Annotated in this window: 14 protein-coding genes; 2 read left to right on the plus strand and 12 right to left on the minus strand. The window is 62.9% G+C overall.

The window, feature by feature from the left end; translation table 11 throughout:
* Positions 1-109: 109 nt before the first annotated feature.
* On the plus strand, positions 110-778 hold the full coding sequence (gene otnC, locus ACSQ2Z_RS16280; RefSeq protein ID WP_436082139.1) for a 3-oxo-tetronate 4-phosphate decarboxylase: 669 nt from the start codon (positions 110-112) through the stop codon (positions 776-778).
* Between the two features lie 354 nt (positions 779-1,132).
* Here the strand turns inward: otnC and ACSQ2Z_RS16285 are convergent, their stop codons facing one another.
* From ACSQ2Z_RS16285 to ACSQ2Z_RS16335, 11 genes are all read right to left on the minus strand, one after another.
* Positions 1,133-2,032, minus strand: a complete 900-nt coding sequence (locus tag ACSQ2Z_RS16285; RefSeq protein WP_037124318.1) for a carbohydrate ABC transporter permease — start codon at positions 2,030-2,032, stop codon at positions 1,133-1,135.
* Between the two features lie 9 nt (positions 2,033-2,041).
* On the minus strand, positions 2,042-2,974 hold the full coding sequence (locus tag ACSQ2Z_RS16290) for a carbohydrate ABC transporter permease (RefSeq protein WP_436082140.1): 933 nt from the start codon (positions 2,972-2,974) through the stop codon (positions 2,042-2,044).
* A 93-nt stretch (positions 2,975-3,067) separates the two neighbouring features.
* On the minus strand, positions 3,068-4,384 hold the full coding sequence (locus tag ACSQ2Z_RS16295) for an ABC transporter substrate-binding protein (RefSeq protein WP_436082141.1): 1,317 nt from the start codon (positions 4,382-4,384) through the stop codon (positions 3,068-3,070).
* 157 nt (positions 4,385-4,541) lie between these two features.
* Complete coding sequence (locus tag ACSQ2Z_RS16300; protein ID WP_436082142.1) at positions 4,542-5,609, minus strand: ABC transporter ATP-binding protein; 1,068 nt, start codon at positions 5,607-5,609, stop codon at positions 4,542-4,544.
* A 93-nt stretch (positions 5,610-5,702) separates the two neighbouring features.
* Positions 5,703-6,479, minus strand: a complete 777-nt coding sequence (locus tag ACSQ2Z_RS16305) for an SDR family oxidoreductase (protein WP_436082143.1) — start codon at positions 6,477-6,479, stop codon at positions 5,703-5,705.
* Position 6,480: 1 nt separating this feature from the next.
* Complete coding sequence (denD, locus tag ACSQ2Z_RS16310; protein WP_436082144.1) at positions 6,481-7,464, minus strand: D-erythronate dehydrogenase; 984 nt, start codon at positions 7,462-7,464, stop codon at positions 6,481-6,483.
* Between the two features lie 176 nt (positions 7,465-7,640).
* Positions 7,641-8,363, minus strand: a complete 723-nt coding sequence (locus ACSQ2Z_RS16315; protein ID WP_436082145.1) for a FadR/GntR family transcriptional regulator — start codon at positions 8,361-8,363, stop codon at positions 7,641-7,643.
* 543 nt (positions 8,364-8,906) lie between these two features.
* Positions 8,907-10,349 carry a coniferyl aldehyde dehydrogenase gene (locus ACSQ2Z_RS16320; protein WP_436082146.1) on the minus strand — a complete coding sequence of 481 codons (1,443 nt, stop codon included), beginning with the start codon at positions 10,347-10,349 and terminating at the stop codon, positions 8,907-8,909.
* Between the two features lie 21 nt (positions 10,350-10,370).
* Entirely contained in the window at positions 10,371-11,477 is a 1,107-nt protein-coding gene (locus ACSQ2Z_RS16325; RefSeq protein WP_436082147.1) for an NAD(P)-dependent alcohol dehydrogenase, read from the minus strand.
* 58 nt (positions 11,478-11,535) lie between these two features.
* Positions 11,536-12,360, minus strand: coding sequence for a p-hydroxycinnamoyl CoA hydratase/lyase (locus ACSQ2Z_RS16330; RefSeq protein WP_436082148.1), 825 nt, complete (start codon positions 12,358-12,360; stop codon positions 11,536-11,538).
* A 42-nt stretch (positions 12,361-12,402) separates the two neighbouring features.
* Entirely contained in the window at positions 12,403-13,989 is a 1,587-nt protein-coding gene (locus tag ACSQ2Z_RS16335) for an AMP-binding protein (protein ID WP_436082149.1), read from the minus strand.
* A gap of 191 nt (positions 13,990-14,180) precedes the next feature.
* Between ACSQ2Z_RS16335 and ACSQ2Z_RS16340 the strand changes: the two genes are divergently transcribed.
* Complete coding sequence (locus ACSQ2Z_RS16340) at positions 14,181-14,663, plus strand: MarR family winged helix-turn-helix transcriptional regulator (RefSeq protein WP_436082150.1); 483 nt, start codon at positions 14,181-14,183, stop codon at positions 14,661-14,663.
* A gap of 141 nt (positions 14,664-14,804) precedes the next feature.
* On the opposite strand, the gene ACSQ2Z_RS16345 is transcribed toward ACSQ2Z_RS16340, so the two are convergent.
* On the minus strand, positions 14,805-15,281 hold the full coding sequence (locus ACSQ2Z_RS16345) for an Lrp/AsnC family transcriptional regulator (protein ID WP_436082151.1): 477 nt from the start codon (positions 15,279-15,281) through the stop codon (positions 14,805-14,807).
* Positions 15,282-15,285 lie beyond the last annotated feature (4 nt).

Consider the following 15,285-nt stretch of genomic DNA (forward strand, 5'->3'; position numbering starts at 1 on the left):
GGCAGCAAGCCGCAACTCCATATGCATAAACCTGCCCTTTAAGGAGAGATGCCCGAAGGCTACTGTCGTGTATTGTGAACTGAACCGCTCTGATACTGGAGGAATTGTCATGTCCGACGCGCGTCTGCGTGAGGAAATCTGCCGCTACGGCCGCTCGCTGTTCGAGCGCGGGCTGACGCCCGGTTCGTCGGGCAATATATCGCTGCGGCTGGAGGACGGCGGCTGGCTGGTCACGCCGACCAACGCCTCGCTCGGTTTTCTCGACCCGGCCCGGATCTCACGGCTGGATGCTGGAGGCCGGCTCCTGTCCGGTGACAAGCCGACCAAGGAAATTCCGCTTCACACTGCGCTCTACGACACGCGCGGCAGCGCCCGCGCCATCGTCCATCTTCACTCCACCCATGCGGTGGCGCTGACCATGCTGCCGGAAATCGATCCGCGCGCCGCCCTGCCGCCGATGACGCCTTATTATCTCATGCGTGCCGGCGAGACCGCGCTGGTCCCCTATTATCGTCCCGGTGATCCGGCAGTGGCCGACGCGATCCGCGGGCTGGCGGGAAAATATTCGTCGGTGCTTCTGGCCAATCACGGACCGGTTGTCGCCGGCGACAGCCTGGAGGCGGCAGTGTTCGCGACCGAGGAGTTGGAGGAGACCGCGAAGCTCTATCTGCTGCTGCGCAATCTCAACCCCCGCTATCTCAGCCCGGCGCAGGTCAGCGATCTCACCAAGACCTTCGGCCTCGACCTGCCGTCGCATCACGGCCACGACCACGATTGAACGCGCTGCTGCATTGTTCCTTAAATCGGAATCCCTTTGGGGCAGGACTATCGCCAGGAGCGAAGGCGGTTGCGACAAGCTCCCTCTTCTCCCCCGCGGGGAGAAGTACCGAGCGTATGCGAGGCGATGAGGGGGGTTCTCGGCAATTTCGGTGCCAGCCGCCCCCCTCATCCGGCCCGCAGCCTGTCCTCGGGCTTGCCGAAGGCAAGACCCGGGGGCGCCACCTTCTCCCCGCCGGGGAGAAGAGGGAGCAAGCTGCAAATCCCTATGCGATAGCCTTGCCCTCAAGGGGAGATCGGGAGCAGGAGGGGCCAACTCCATGACGCGCGCCGCCGTATAGCCTGAAACGGGCACTCATTCCTTCACCGCCCCGGTCATGGACGACACGTAATAATCGACGAAGAAGGAATAGAGGATCACCACCGGCAGCGAGCCGAACAGCGCACCGGCCATCAGCGCGCCCCATTCGAACACGTCGCCGCGCACCAGTTCCGTCAGCACGCCGACGGGCACGGTCTTGTTTTCCGAAGACTGGATGAAGGTCAGCGCATAGATGAATTCGTTCCAGGACAGCGTGAAGGCAAAGATGCCGGCCGATATCAGTCCGGGGACGGCAAGCGGCAGGATGATCTTGATCAGGATCTGCCAGCGCGTCGCGCCGTCCACCAGCGCGCTCTCCTCGAGCTCGAACGGGATCGACCGGAAATAGCCCATCAGCAGCCAGGTGCAGAAGGGGATGAGGAAGGTCGGATAGGTGAAGATCAGCGCCAGCCTGGAATCGTAGATGCCGAACTTGAAGACGATGAACGCCAGCGGGATGAAGAGGATCGAAGGCGGCACGAGATAGGCGAGAAAGATCATCAGGCCCACCGGCCGCGAGCCCGAAAACCGCACCCGCTCGATCGCGTAGGCCGCAAACACGGATGCCGCCAGCGACAGGAATGTCGCGCAGGTCGCCACCAGCATCGTGTTCCACAGCCAGCCCGGATAGGAAGTCTCGAACAGCAGGTACTTGATATGATCGAGCGTCGGCCCGACCACCCAGAAGGGGCTGTAATTGTTGTAGTCGGTCAGCTGCGAATTCGGCTTAATCGCCGTGATCGCCATCCAGTAGAATGGAAAGAGCAGCACGAAGACAAACACCGCCATCGGCAGATAAACCATCACGATCCTGCGCGGCAGGCGGTTGAGATAGGTCATGCCCTGTACGTCGTCGGTCAGAACGGCATCTTCGGATTTCACGGTCATCGTCATTCTCCCCAATCAATCCTGGCCGCCCTGCTGCCATTTGCGGCGTTGCAGACCGAAGAAGCTGAACATGATGGCGGCAAGCAGGAAGGGGATCATCGCCACCGCGATCGCCGCCCCCTCGCCCAGCTGCCCGCCGGGAATGCCGCGCTGGAAGGAGAGCGTCGCCATCAGATGCGTCGCGTTGACCGGCCCGCCCTTGGTGAGCACATAAATGAGCTGGAAGTCGGTGAAGGTGAACAGCACCGAGAAGGTCATGACGACGGCAATGATCGGCGTCAGCATCGGCAGCGTCACATAGCGGAAGCGTTGCCAGCTCGTCGCACCGTCCAGCGACGCCGCCTCCTGCAGCGAGGCCGGAATGGTCTGCAGACCAGCCAGCAACGAAATGGCGACGAAGGGAATGCCGCGCCAGACATTGGCTGCGATCACCGAGGCCCGGGCATTGACCGGATCGCCGAGGAAGTTGATCGGGCTGTCGATCACGCCGAGCTGCATCAGCGACCAGGAGATGATCGAGAACTGCGCATCGTAGATCCACCAGAAGGCAAGTGCCGAAAGCACGGTCGGAACCACCCAGGGCAAGAGCACGATCGCCCGGAAGAACGACTTGAACGGCAGGTTTTCATTCAACAGGAGTGCCAGCCAGAGCCCGAAGACGAATTTCAGGATCGATGCCACGACCGTGTAGAGAAGCGTGTTGAAGACCGAGAGCCAGAAGACCGAGTCCTCGGCAAGGAACACGTAGTTCTCGAGCCCGATGAACACCCCGTCGCGGCCGATGCGCGTATCGGTGAAGCCGAGCCAGACGCCGAGACCGAGCGGATAGGTCAGGAAGCAGACGAGGAAGACGGCAGCCGGAAGCATGAAGAGGAAACCGATCATGTTCCTGTTCTGCATGAGCGAGGCCATCGCCGATGGCGGCTTCCTGGATGACACTGAGGACATCGGACATCTCCCGTAAAGCGAATTGGGGAACGGCTATCGGCGGCATTTCCGCCGATAGCCCGTCTCAGCGACCCGTGCGAGCCGCTTTGGGATCTAGACCCGGTAGTAGCGGTTTGCTCGGCGCTCAGCCTCGACAATCGCCTCTTCCGGCGTCATCTGCCCCGTGACGGCGCTGGCGAACATGTCGACCAGCACATAATCGGCCATCACGCCGGCGGACGCATAGCCGAGCGGTCCGGCATAGCCGTTAGGACGTAGCGTTTCCGAGGCACGCGCATAGGGCGCGTGGATCGGATCGGACGTCCAGACGGGATTGTCGGCGAAAGCCTTGAGCGGCTGGCAGCAATAGGCGCTGGAGCCCGTGATCCAGGCGTTCATCTGATCGGCCTCCATCATGAACTTGATATAGGCCTTGGCCGCTTCCGGATATTTCGTGTGGTTGAACAACAGCAGCGAACTCGTCTGGTGCAGCTCGACGCTCTGGCCGACCGGGCCTATCGGGAAGTTCGTCGTACGGATATCGGCCGAGAGTTCCGCCATCGCCGGGTCTTTTTTCGACGCGTAGTAGAGCGAGACGCCGTTTGCCGTCAGCGATATCTGGCCCGCCAGGAAGGCGCGGTTGTTGTTGATGTCGAGCCAGCTCTCGGTACCCGGAATGAAGGTCTCGTAAAGCGACTTGGCGTAGTTGACCGCCTTCAGCGTTTCAGGGCTGTTGATGACGACTTTGCTGCCTTCGTCGACCATCTTGCCGCCGTGGCTCCAGAGCAGCCAATGGGCATAGTTGTTGCCGTCGCCAACGGCCTTGCCGTGCGGGAAACCGGCCGGCGTTCCCTTGGCCTTCATGGCCTTGCAGAGTTCGAGGAAGCCGTCGGTGTCCTTCGGAAATTCGCTGAAGCCGGCCGCCTTCATGTGACTGTCACGGTAGCAGACGGCGTTGCCGATGGCCGTCAGCGGCATGGCGATGAACTTGTCGTCGCGCGTCGCATAGCCCTTCAGGCCGTCATACCAGCCGCCATATTTGCCGCCGAGATAATTGGCGAGCTCGGTCAGATCCACGAGCTTGTCGGGATATTGATGGGCGTCGTCGAACCAGCACATCACCAGATCCGGCCCGGAACCGACATTGGCGGCGACGGCCGCCTTCGGGCGAATGTCCTCCCAGCTTTCCTTGTCGATGCGGACCTCGACGCCGGTCGCTTCAGTGAATTTCGCGGTGTTCGCCAGCCATGCATCCTCGTCGCCCTTGACGAAGGGTGTCCAGCGCAACAGCCTGAGGCTCGCCCCTTCCTCCGGCTTGTAGGCCGGCTCCGCACCTTGCGCGAAAGACGGACGGATGCCGAAGGGCGAAAGGCCGGCTATCCCCGCCAGCGCGGCCGATGCGGTGAGAAAATCACGTCTCTTGAAAGTCATAATGCTCCTCCTGGTGACACGGGACCTGGTCCTTTCGGCACTCGCCGTCCCGTTTGGCGAATGCTGCAACAAGGGCTTCCGGCACCGCCGGAAACGCCGACCCGAAACGGGATGCGTCAGGGCTCCTCTCCCGACGCAGCCGTAAAACGGGGCGGTATCAGTCGATCAGCCGCACGCCGGTTTCTGCGTCGAACAGGTGGACATGATCGGCATCGATCGACAGATGGATCGCCTCCCCCGGTTTCGCGGTCACGCGCTCGCGGAAAACGCAGGTGACGTCGGTGCCACCGAAGCGCACGATCAACTGCGTCTCGTAACCGGTGGGCTCGATCACGGCGACGGTCACGGGAAACCCGTTCGGGTCGAGCGACATATATTCCGGCCGCAGACCGTAGATTAGATCGCGCCCCCTTGCCGCCGAGGGCGGCCGCGCGACCGGCAGCGCCATGCCGTCGGTTGCGATGAAGCTGTTCGGATTTTGCGGGTCCAGCCTGCCCTTGATCATGTTCATCGCCGGCGAGCCGATGAAACCGGCGACGAAAAGATTGGCAGGATTGTCGTAAAGGTCGAGCGGCGCGCCGATCTGCTCGACAATGCCGTCATGCATGACGACGATCTTGTCGGCCATGGTCATCGCTTCGATCTGGTCATGCGTGACATAGACGGTGGTCGTCTTCAGCCGTTGGTGCAGTTCCTTGATCTCGGCGCGCATCGCCACGCGCAGTTTCGCGTCAAGATTGGACAGCGGTTCGTCGAACAGAAACACCTGCGGATCGCGCACGATCGCCCTGCCCATCGCCACGCGCTGGCGCTGGCCGCCGGAGAGCTGGCGCGGATAGCGGTCGAGCAGCTTGGAAAGCCCGAGAATGCCCGCTGCCGTGCCGACACGCTTGTCGATCTCGGCTTTCGGCGAGCCGTTCAGCATCAGCGAGAAGGCCATGTTGTCGGCGACCGTCATATGCGGGTAAAGCGCATAGTTCTGGAACACCATGGCGATATCGCGATCCTTGGGCGGCAGGGCGTTGACCACCTTGTCGCCAATGCGGATTTCGCCGGCCGAAATGTTTTCGAGACCCGCCAGCATTCGCAGAAGCGTCGATTTCCCGCAGCCGGACGGGCCGACAAGGATGACGAATTCGCCGTCCTCGATTTCGATGTTCACGCCCTTGATGACGGGAAAGGCTCCGAATGATTTTTTGACATCGACGAAATCAACGCCTGCCATATGCTTTCCTCCCATAGGAATTTCATCTGAAATCGGCGGTCGTCCGGCGGCCTTTCCTTATGCCGTTTCCGGACGACCGCCGATTCCCTGCCCTTACCCCCGCCCGACCAGCGGCATCTTCGTTGCCATCACCGTCATCGTCAGCACGTTGGCGTCGAGCGGCAGGCTCGCCATGTAGACGACGGCGTCGGCGATATGCGCGACGGGGATCGTCGGCTCGCTGGCGGTCTCGCCATTCGCCTGCAACACCCCGGAATTCATCTTCGACGTCATGTCGGTCGCGGCGTTGCCGATGTCGATCTGGCCGCCGGCGATATCATATTCCCGCCCGTCGAGGGCGGTCGACTTGGTCAGCCCGCTGATCGCATGCTTCGTCGCAGTATAAGGAGCGGAGTTCGGCCGCGGCGTCTGGGCCGAGATCGAACCGTTGTTGATGATCCTCCCACCGCGCGGCGTCTGCGCCTTCATCAGCCGGAACGCCTGCTGCGTGCAGAGGAAGGCGCCCGTCAGGTTTGCGGCAATAATGCCACTCCACTGGTCGAACGTGACCTCCTCCAGCGGCACGGGCGGGACGTTGGAGCCGGCATTGTTTACCAGCAGGTCGAGCCGGCCGAACTCTGTATGGATCGCTTCGAAAAGGCGGGCGACCGCATTGGGATCGCCGATATCGGCCCTGACCGCACGCACGGTACCACCCGTTTGCGATGCCATGTCGCTTGCGGCTTTCTCGAGCACGTCGGCACGCCGGCCGGTGATGACGACGGTATAGCCCTCCTCGCTCAGGGCTTGCGCGATGCCGCGTCCGACGCCCGTGCCGCCGCCCGTAACCAATGCGATCTTGCCCTCGCCGGGCTTAGAACCACGCGCCATTTCAGATCTGCCCTCCGAGCTCGTCTTCGATATGGATCCTGATGATCTCGTCGAACGTGGTCTCGGCCTTGAAACCGAGTTCGGCCGCGCGGCGCGCATCGAAATCGGCCGGCCATCCTGACACGATGGAGCGGATAACCGGGTCGGGCTTGCGGCGGATCAACTTGACGGCCTTGTCGCCGGCGGCGCGCCGCAGCGCCTCGATCTCCTCGCCAACGAGGGCGGAAAGGCCGGGCATGGTGAGATTGCGCCTCGGTCCGATCAGGGACGTATCCATCCGCGCCGCATGGACGAAGAAGCCGACCGCAGAACGCGGGCTTGCAAACCAGTGGCGCACATCCTCGTCCACCGGCAACACCGCCTCATGACCGGCGAGCGGCTCGCGGAGAATGTTGGAGAAGAAGCCGGATGCCGCCTTGTTGGGCTTGCCCGGGCGGACGCAGATCGTTGGCAGGCGAATGCCGACGCCGTCGAAAATATCGCGCCTCGAATAGTCGGCGAGAAGCAGTTCGCAGATCGCCTTTTGCGTACCGTAGCTCGTCAGCGGCGTGGTGAAGAACTCGTCGCCGATCTTCTCGGGGAACGGCTGGCCGAAAACGGCGATCGATGAGGCAAAGATGACGCGCGGAATGTAGGGCTCCCGCAGCCCCTCATGGCGGATCGCCTCGAAGAGCGCTCGTGTTCCGTCAAGATTGACCTTGTAGCCCTTGTCGAAATCAGCCTCCGCCTCGCCGGAAACGATCGCCGCGAGATGGAAGATCACGCCGGGCCGCAAATTGACGAGTTTCTCGGCGGCGCCATCCTTTGAAAGATCAAGCGCAAACGTCGTCGCAACGGCAGACAGCGCCTGCGGCACCGGCGGCTCGATGACATCGACCAGCGTCAGACTGGAAATATCGTAGCCAAGCGCGCCCTCCTCCGCGGCGAACTTTTCCACCAGCTTGCGGCCGACCATCCCGGCCGCTCCTATTACCATGACATGCATTGTCGGCGAACCTCCCTGTCTGCCATTCGGCTACAGCGCCGCGCGTCAGACATGACGCGCAAAAGTCGCTGTAGCACTTTGAAACTGCTGCATAATTTTGTCCTCAAATCGAACGGAATTATGCAGTATGCCGTCTCAACTTGTCGTCCCGCTCTTTTCCCGCTTCGGCTGCCCGCTCATGCGAGCAGCTCCTTCGTCGTGTCGTGGATCCGCGTGAGATGCCGACGAAATGCGGCGACCACCGCATCCCGGTCGCGCCGCTCCAGCGCCTCGACGATCTCGGTGTGATCGTCATAGCTGGCATCGATGGCGCCCGGCCGTGACATGGCGCTGCGCCGGTAGTTCATCATGTAGGTATAGAGATCGGTGACGAAATCGGAGAGCAGCGGGTTTCCGCAGGCCCGGTAGATCGCCACATGGAATTCGCGGTCGCAGATCAGGAAGCGCATGGCGTCATCGCCACAGAGCTTCTGCGCGTCGAGCAGGCTTCTGAGTTTGCTCACGGTGTCTTCATCGATCCTCTCGGCCGCATCGCCGACGACCTTCAGCTCTATATGCAGCCGGGCCGCATGAACGTCCTCGAGATCGTAGCTGTCGATGGCATTGGGCGAAGCGATGGTAACGGTGAGATGGCTGAGATCAACATTGCAGACCCGCGTGCGGCTGCCGTGGGACACCTCGACGATGCCCCGCGCGGCCAGCGTCTGGATGGCGCCACGCACCGTCTCGCGGCTGACATGAAGCACATGGGCGAGTTCGCGTTCACCCGGCAGGACGTCGCCCGGGCGCAGCATGTTGGTAGCGATCAGCACCATCAGCTTGTCGACGATGACATCGCGCGCCGTGCGCCGGTCAAGGCTCTGCCCGACCTTCGGCACCTGGGTGAGTATCGGTTCCATCGCCGGCTCCAACTGACCTACTGGTTGGTCCAGCAGATCAGTTGCGATAGAACTGCCAAAAGCCTGCCACGTCAAGGCAAGTTCGTCGCTGCACTGCATCAAAAATATACTCGGAATACGTGTATATTCAGCCTGAGCGGAATGCAAGTTTTAGTCGTACATTGGCCGCCTGAAACGGTACGCGATTATCCGCGAGATGCCGGCAGGGACCAACTCATGTTTCCTTGGATCGGAGCCGACCCAGGATAAAAACATCCAGCACTTTGTGACATCTCCCCCCAAGGACAGGGCTATCGCATATGGAGCGAAGGCGACTGCGACAAACTCCCTCTTCTCCCCGGCGGGGAGAAGTGCCGAGCGTATGCGAGGCGATGAGGGGGCTTTCTCCGCGATTTCGGTGCCAGCCGCCCCCTCATCCGGCCCTGCGGGCCACCTTCTCCCCGCTGGGGAGAAGAGGGAGAAAACCGCAAATCCAGTGAGAAAGAAGCTCCGCCGCGCCGGACCTCAGCCAAGCGGCGTCAATGTCCGGCGCGTATTTTCCGGTTACTTGCAGATCGCCGCGGCCAGGAAGCCGCGCATGGCATCGCCGAAGGGCGGACGCATCATATATTCCGCCTCCACCATCTTGCTCTGGTGATAGACCGCGCGCGGATGCGAGAACGTCAGGAAACCGAACTTGCCGTGATAGGCGCCCATGCCGGAATGGCCGACGCCACCGAAGGGCAGGCCTTCGGCCGTGACGTGGCTCATGCAGTCGTTGACCGTCACGCCGCCGGAGGTCGTATTGTTGAGGACGCGGGCCTCCTCTTCCTGATCCTGGCTGAAATAATAGAGAGCGAGCGGCCGCGGCTTGGCATTGATGCGGTCGATGACGTCGGCGATGTCGCGATAGGGAACGACCGGCAGAACAGGCCCGAAGATTTCCTCCTGCAGCACGCGCATCTCCTCCGTGGGGTCGAGGATCAGGGTCGGAGGCATGCGGTGGGCGGATTGCTGCGAGAAATTCTCACCCGCGGGATTGATCTCGACGACGCGCGCGCCCTTGGCGCTGGCATCGTCGATCAGGCCCACGACGCGGGCGTGGTGGCGGGCGTTGACGATCGAGGTGTAGTCCGGATTTTCCTTCAGCGCCGGGTACATCGCGCCAACCGCTGCGACCGCGTGTTCGGCAAAGGCCTCGACGCTTTCCTCGGGCACATAGACATGGTCCGGCGCAAGGCAGATCTGGCCGGCGTTCAGCGTCTTGACCGTCATGACGCGGCGCGCCGCATCGGCGAGATCGGCCGAGCGGCCAATGACGACGGGCGACTTGCCGCCGAGTTCAAGCGTCAGCGGCGTCAGGTTGTCCGCCGCCGCGCGCATGACATGGTGGGCGATCGCCGTCCCGCCGGTGAAGATCAGGTGGTCGAAGGCAAGGCTGGTAAAGGCCGTGCCCGTGGCAGGGCCGCCTTGAACGACGGCGATTTCGGTTTCATCGAAGGCGCCGGCGATCAGCTCCGCCATCAGCGCTGCCGAGGCCGGTGTCACCTCCGACGGCTTGATCATGGCGCGGTTGCCGGCGGCGAGAATGCCGGCGAGCGGCGCCAAAGCGAGCTGATAGGGGAAATTCCAGGGGCTGAGGATCCCGACGATCCCTTTCGGCTGATAGACGACCTCGGCCACCGCGTCCGGGAACAATGCCTCGTGCTTTTCCGGCTCCAGCCATTCGGCGACATGGGCCTTGGCATATTTCAGCGAGCCGACGCAGGTGAAGACGTCGAGAAGCAGGCTCGCCTCGACGCTGCGGCTGCCGAAATCCTGCGAAAGGGCCGTGGAAATCGCGTCCTTGTTGTCGACGAGCAGGGCGATGACGCGGTCGATGCGGTCGACGCGGGTTTCGATGCTTGGTGGGCCATCGTTGAGGAAGGACGCCCTCTGCCGGGCAAGCAGCGCCTTCATGGCTTCGGGACTGGTGTCGGCGGCAGTGATCGGGGTGACGGTGTTCATTGTTTCCTCCCTTGAACGGTATCAGACGGCCGGCTGGCGCACGACCGGTTTCAGCACGATGCCTTTCTCCGAATCCTCGACCGCCTGGTTGATGTCGGCGAAATCATAGAATGTGACGAGCCTGTCGAAGGGGAAGCGGCCCTGCCGGTTAAGATCGATCAACAGCGGGATCAGCACATCCGGATTGGAATCGCCCTCGACGATGCCGCGGACACGGCGTCCGCCGGACAGGATATGCGTGAGGTCGAGCGTCAGCGTCGCACCGGCGGGCGAAGCGCCGACAATGCCGCAGGTGCCGCGCGGCGCCAGCACGCGCACGCACTGGTCGATCACGGCCGGCACGCCGGAGGCATCGATGGAATAGTCGACACCCGCGCCGGTGAGCGCCATGATGGCGGCGACCGCATCGCCTGCCCTGCCGTTGACGATGTCGGTCGCGCCAATCTCTGCGGCCAGCGCAAGCCGCGTCTCGTTGACATCGACGGCGATGATCCGTGACGCGCCGACGACCCGCGCCGCCATCACCGCGGCAAGCCCAACCGAGCCCATGCCGAAGACCGCCAGCACCTTGCCCGGCTCGACCTTGAGGGCGTTCATCACCGCGCCAGCGCCTGTCTGGATGCCGCAGGCGAGCGGTCCGAGCAGCGCCAGGTCGGCATCCTCAGGCACTTTCACAACATTGCGTTCATGGCAGAGAGCGTGGCTGGCGAAGGAGGATTGTCCGAAAATATTGCCATGGACCGGCACGCCCTCGCAGGAGATCCCGCTCGAACCGTCGGCGCGCGACCCGAAGAAATTGCGCGGGAAGAATTCGTGACAATAGGTCTCCTCGTGATCGTTGCAGCTCGGGCAATGACCGCAGGAATTGAAGGTCATGACCACGTGATCACCCGGCTTCACCTTGGCAACGCCCGGCCCGACGCGCTCGACGATGCCGGCACCTTCATGGCCGAGCACGACCGGCTGCGGCACCGGCAGATGCTGGTCGCGCATGACGATATCGGTGTGGCAAACCCCGGTCGCCACGACGCGGACGAGGATTTCCCCCTCGCGCGGTTCCTCGAGGTCGAGCCTTTCCAGGGAAAACGGCATATGCGGCGCACGCGCCACCGCGGCATGGATTTTCATTGTTTTCCTCCTCCCGATGGTCAGCCCGCGAACGGCCCGGCGAGCCGGGCCCGTTCTCTCAGCGGGCGCGTTTGTAGGCGCCGAGCCCCGGCTGATAGGTCTTGTCGTCGAGGAACTGCTTCAGCCCCTCGTCGCGCCCTTTGGTCTTGTCGAGATAAAGCATCTGCTCCAGCTTGGCGTAGATGTAGTCGTCGGCGAGATCCCACGGCAGGTCGCGCACGCGCTTGTAGGTGTCCTTGGCGGCCTTCAGGGTCACCGGGTTCTTTTCGAGCAGGCTGGCGCAGATCTTGCGGACCCTGGTTTCGAGGTCTGCAAGCGGCACGGCTTCGTTGACGAGGCCCATCTCGGCGGCCTTGCGCCCATCGAAGAGTTCACCTGTCATGATGTAGTAGAGAGCGTCGCGATGGCGCATGACTTCGGCGACCGCACGGGTGACGTTGCCGCCCGGCAGGATGCCCCAATTGATTTCGGAGAGGCCGAAATTCGCCTCCTCGGCGGCGATGGCGAGATCGCAGGAAACAAGCGGCGTGAACGCGCCGCCGAAGCACCAGCCGTTGACCATGGCGATCGTCGGCTTTTCAAAATACATCAGCCGGCTCCACCAGCCGCCCGATTGCCGCCGCGCCTTCAGCGTGGCGTCGCGCGGCTTGCCGTCGTTGTCGCGGAAATATTCCTTGAGATCCATGCCGGCCGACCAGGATTCGCCGGCACCCCGCAGGACGAGAACGCCGCAGCGGTCGTCACCCTCGAGCTCGTCGAGCACTTCGAGCATCCGGGCGTTCAGGGCCGGGTTCATCGCATTGCGCTTTTCCGGGCGGTTGAGGGTCACAAAGGCAATGCCATTGTCGAATTCGACCAGAACCGGCGATTTCACTTCAGTCATAAGGTTACTCCATAGGTTTCGGGGTGAATGGCCGGAGCCGCTTCACAAAGCTTGTCGTTGAAGGATTTCGTCGGAATGGGACTGGCGCAGAACATGTTTCTGCACCTTGCCGGAGGCCGTGCGGGGAATTGTCTCGACAAAGAGGATGCGGGCCGGGCGCTTGAAGGCGGCGAGCCGGGCCGCGCAATGACCGGCAATCTCGTCGCCCGTTGCCGTCGCGCCGGGCCGCAGCACGATGTAGGCCAAGCCGCACTCGCCCCAGCGACTGTCGGGAATTCCAACCACGACGGCGTCGAGCACGGCCGGATGGCTTGCGAGCACTGCCTCGACCTCGGCGGGGAAAACATTCTCGCCGCCGCTGATATACATGTCCTTCAGCCGGTCGACGATGCGGTAGAAGCCGTTTGCCTCGCGCCGGCCGAGATCGCCGGTGCGATACCAACCGTCGGTAAAGGCGGCGGCCGTTTCCCCTGGCTTGTTCCAGTAGCCGGGCGTCACCGCCGGCCCGCGCAGCCAGAGCTCGCCGATCTCGCCTTGCTTGACCTCGCGGCCCACTTCGTCGACGAGGCGAATGTCGAGCAATGGCGCCGGAAGACCAGCGCTACCGGGGTTGTCCTTAACCGCGCGCCGGTCGATCGGCACATGCAGCACGGTTCCGGCCTCGCTCATGCCGTAGCCGTTGACCAGGGCCACGCCGTCGGCGAGATAGCTTTCGATCAGCGCCTGCGTGAGCGGCGCGCCGCCGACGAACAGCGCGTGAAGGCCGGCCAGTGCCGCGGCGCTATAGGCGGGATCGTTGCGCAGCGCGAGCGCGATCTGCGGCACGGCGAAATAGTGGGTAATGGCAAGCTCCCGGTCGGCAAGCGCCGCGAGCGTCCTGGCCGGCGTGAAGCGGTCGGAGATGACAAGCGTGCCGCCCAGCATCAAGGTGGTGCGGGCAACCGCGATCAGCCCGATGGTGTGGAAGAACGGCAGGTCGCACAGGGCAACCGAACCGGGACCGATCTCTCCGACGAAGGAAAAATTGACGGCGGCGAAAAAGGCGTTGCGGCGGGTGATGATGACGCCCTTCGGCTGTCCCGTCGTGCCCGACGTGTAGAGAAGGATGCAGGCCGCATCGCCATCGCCGGGCACCGGTACGGCCGGATGACTTGCCTCGATCCGCGCGGCGAGACCCTCCGGCCCGTCGGCGGTGGATATCGTCGTCATCTGCGGAACGGCGCTCGCAACGCTCGCCGCCATTGCCGCAAATTCCTCGTCATGGACCAGCAGAGCAGGCGTACAATCGGCAAGGATCGGCCGCAGCTCGGCGGCGTTGAGGCGCCAGTTGAGCGGCACGTAAACGGCGCCGGCGCGCTGGCAGGCAAAGGCAAGCACGATCGACTCCAGCGAGTTGCGCGCCAGCATGGCGACACGCGCACCGTCCCGACGCGGCCCGAGCACCTCTGTCAAGAAGCCAGCACAACGGGCGATGCGCGCATCGAGCCCGGCATAGGTAAGCTGCCGGCCGGTGGCGATCTCGTAAAGGGCCGGACGATCCGGCCCGACGCGGGCGCGATAAAGGATTGGATCGTCCTTTACCAGTCCGCACTCCACCGGCGAAGCCATCCCGAAGAAGGATTGTGCCATTTTCTCCTCCCATGCCCGCCGCCCCTCCGCGCCAGGCATTTAATTTGTATGTAACACATACTAATATTTTTTGGACGGAATGCAAGGGGCTGCTGGATGCAGCCGGGAAACATTCCTGCCCGTCTCGATAGGTTATTGACGAAACCGCTCGTTTTGATGGTTATGATGGCTGGCAAGGCGAGGGCAGAACGATGAGCAAAAAACCGCAGGACGGTGTCGAGAGCGACGACGCTCACGCAATGCCGAGGCTTGACGTCGGCCGGCTTGGCGACCTCTTGGGTTTTCATCTGCGCATGGCGCATGTCGCCATCTACCGCGACTTTGCCGAAACCACGGCGGACCTCGCCCTGACGCAGAAGCAACTCGCCGTGATGGAACTGGTCGCAGCCAATCCGGGCACCTCGCAAATCGACCTCGCCCATACGCTCGGAACCGACCGGGCGACGATGATGGCACTCGTCAATCGGCTGGCAGCCCGCGACCTGATCGAGCGCCGCCCCTCATCGGCCGACCGCCGGCGTCAGGAGCTTCACCTGACGAAAGAAGGACGCGCAATGCTGACCCGGGCGCGCAAGCTCATCGACATCCATGAACAGCGTTTCGTCGACCTTTTTTCGCTCGCGGAGATGGACGCGTTGCTGGCCGCCCTGAAACGGATATACGAAGAGCGCTGATCGGTCCAAGGCGGCGGGGACCGCGACGATCCTTTCGTCCCGAACAATATGTCGATGGAATCGAATTTTATCGACACCTTATGCGGGACGTGTCGTCGCCATCGACACATGGGAGGCTGTATCGACCAATCGGCGGCGCGCTCAAAGCCGTTGCAGCAAGGCGCGGCCGATGGTTTTTGGTGGTTCGCTGCGCAGGACGAGCGATGTCGTCACCGCCCCGTATCTGGCGATCGTGTCGACGATCGTCTCCAGTTCTCCCGGTGTCGGAACCAGCACCTTCAGGAGAAAGCAATCCTCGCCGGTCAGGCGCAGAACCTCCATGACGTGCGGCATTTCGGCGAACAGCTTTAGGCAGGCGCGAATATGTTCATGCGTCGTGCGCAAGCGAATGACCGCCATCATCCCGAGCCCCAGGGCCGCCGCGTCGATGCGCGCCCCGTAGCCGGAGATGACGCCCTTCTCCTCCAGCCGCTTGACCCGCTCCGATGTCGCCGGCTGGGATAGCCCGACCCGGCGCCCCAATTCCGAAATCGCGATGCGTCCGTTCTCCTGCATCACTTCGATGATGGCGATGTCGGTCGGATCGAGCGCGGACCGGTCCGTTTCGGCAGTTCCCATGTTT

Origin of the sequence: Pararhizobium sp. LjRoot235 (assembly GCF_964254145.1) — a bacterium.
Lineage (GTDB): Bacteria > Pseudomonadota > Alphaproteobacteria > Rhizobiales > Rhizobiaceae > Pararhizobium.